The sequence below is a fragment of the Arthrobacter sp. M71 S08 genome, assembly GCF_059089725.1.
The window spans coordinates 1-2,519 of sequence record NZ_JBNHEY010000013.1 but is presented as its reverse complement, the minus strand read 5'-3'; the positions used below and the strand labels follow the sequence as shown (position 1 = coordinate 2,519).

Below are 2,519 nucleotides of genomic sequence, written 5' to 3'. Positions count from 1 at the left end.
CGGGTTATGCCGGGGACTCATGGGAGACTGCCGGGGTCAACTCGGAGGAAGGTGGGGACGACGTCAAATCATCATGCCCCTTATGTCTTGGGCTTCACGCATGCTACAATGGCCGGTACAAAGGGTTGCGATGCTGTGAGGTGGAGCTAATCCCAAAAAGCCGGTCTCAGTTCGGATTGAGGTCTGCAACTCGACCTCATGAAGTCGGAGTCGCTAGTAATCGCAGATCAGCAACGCTGCGGTGAATACGTTCCCGGGCCTTGTACACACCGCCCGTCAAGTCACGAAAGTTGGTAACACCCGAAGCCGGTGGCCTAACCCCTTGTGGGAGGGAGCCGTCGAAGGTGGGACCGGCGATTGGGACTAAGTCGTAACAAGGTAGCCGTACCGGAAGGTGCGGCTGGATCACCTCCTTTCTAAGGAGCGCCTACAATTTCCTGGTTGTCCTGTATGGGGTGGCTGGGGGTTGTCAGGAGTATGCCCATTGCGCAGGCGTTTGTTCTGCGGTGGGTGCTCATGGGTGGAATATCAATGAATAGGTGCCGGGTTGGTGCCGGCTGGTTTGAGTACGGGTTGCATGCGTTGCTGCCGGGTTTGTTCCTGGTGGTGGGTGTGTGGTTTGGGAAAGGGCTGGTTGGTGGTGGTTCGGTAGCGTTTGGCACACTGTTGGGTCCTGAGGCAACAGGGGCTTGGCCTTTTCGGGGTGGTTCGCACGGTTTGTGTGGGTTGTCGCGGGGGGTCTGGTTTTTGGGGTTTCTGGTGTTCCTGGGCATGACTGTCTGTTCCCTTGGTGGGGTGCAGGTGGTGTGTTACTGGGGTTGTTGTTTGAGAACTGCATAGTGGACGCGAGCATCTTAAAATTTTGTGTTCGCATATAGCCGTCATTGGTTTCGTGTCTTCCTTTTTGGGGGGTGCGGGGTTGGTGGTGTGTTGTGTGTGTGATCGTCAAGTTTTTAAGGGCACACGGTGGATGCCTTGGCATCAGGAGCCGAAGAAGGACGTGGGAATCTGCGATAAGCCTGGGGGAGTTGATAACCGAACTTTGATCCCAGGATGTCCGAATGGGGAAACCCCGCCCAGCGCGCGAGTGACTGGGTGACCCGTACCTGAACACATAGGGTGCGTGGGGGGAACGTGGGGAAGTGAAACATCTCAGTACCCACAGGAAGAGAAAACAATAGTGATTCCGTTAGTAGTGGCGAGCGAACGCGGATGAGGCTAAACCAGTGGTGTGTGATAGCCGGCGGGCGTTGCATCACTGGGGTTGCGGGACTTTCCGTATCAGCTCTGCCGGGCTGGTGAAGTGAGTGCAGGCGTATAGGTGAACGGGTTTGAAGGCCCGACCGGAGTGGGTGAGAGTCCCGTAGCTGTAATGCGTGCTGCCGCTTGGAGAGTATCCCAAGTAGTACGGGGCCCGAGAAATCCCGTGCGAATCTGCCAGGACCACCTGGTAAGCCTAAATACTCCCTGATGACCGATAGCGGACCAGTACCGTGAGGGAAAGGTGAAAAGTACCCCGGGAGGGGAGTGAAATAGTACCTGAAACCGTGTGCCTACAATCCGTCAGAGCGGGCTTTGTTCCTGTGATGGCGTGCCTTTTGAAGAATGAGCCTGCGAGTTAGTGTTACGTCGCGAGGTTAACCCGTGTGGGGAAGCCGTAGCGAAAGCGAGTCTGAATAGGGCGAGTGAGTGGCGTGATCTAGACCCGAAGCGAAGTGATCTACCCATGGCCAGGTTGAAGCGACGGTAAGACGTCGTGGAGGACCGAACCCACTTCAGTTGAAAATGGAGGGGATGAGCTGTGGGTAGGGGTGAAAGGCCAATCAAACTTCGTGATAGCTGGTTCTCCCCGAAATGCATTTAGGTGCAGCGTTGCGTGTTTCTTGCCGGAGGTAGAGCTACTGGATGGCCGATGGGCCCTACAAGGTTACTGACGTCAGCCAAACTCCGAATGCCGGTAAGTGAGAGCGCAGCAGTGAGACTGTGGGGGATAAGCTTCATAGTCGAGAGGGAAACAGCCCAGACCACCAACTAAGGCCCCTAAGCGTGTGCTAAGTGGGAAAGGATGTGGAGTTGCTCAGACAACCAGGAGGTTGGCTTAGAAGCAGCCATCCTTGAAAGAGTGCGTAATAGCTCACTGGTCAAGTGATTCCGCGCCGACAATGTAGCGGGGCTCAAGTACACCGCCGAAGTTGTGGATTTCAGATTATTGCCAAGCCGCCCCTTGTGGGTTGGTTCAGGTGTCTGGAGTGGTAGGGGAGCGTCGTGTGGGCAGTGAAGTCGCGGTGTAAACCAGCGGTGGAGCCTACACGAGTGAGAATGCAGGCATGAGTAGCGAAAGACGGGTGAGAAACCCGTCCGCCGAATGATCAAGGGTTCCAGGGTCAAGCTAATCTGCCCTGGGTAAGTCGGGACCTAAGGCGAGGCCGACAGGCGTAGTCGATGGACAACGGGTTGATATTCCCGTACCGGTGAAGAACCGCCCATACTGAACAAGGGATACTAACCACCCAAACCCA

The 2,519-nt window shown here is 55.9% G+C and carries 2 rRNA genes; both read left to right on the top strand.

Features of this window, described 5'->3' with window-relative positions:
* Positions 1 to 416 (top strand): 16S ribosomal RNA (locus tag AC5RTB_RS16535); the annotation flags it as partial.
* A gap of 527 nt (positions 417 to 943) precedes the next feature.
* Positions 944 to 2,519, top strand: a 23S ribosomal RNA gene (locus AC5RTB_RS16530); the annotation flags it as partial.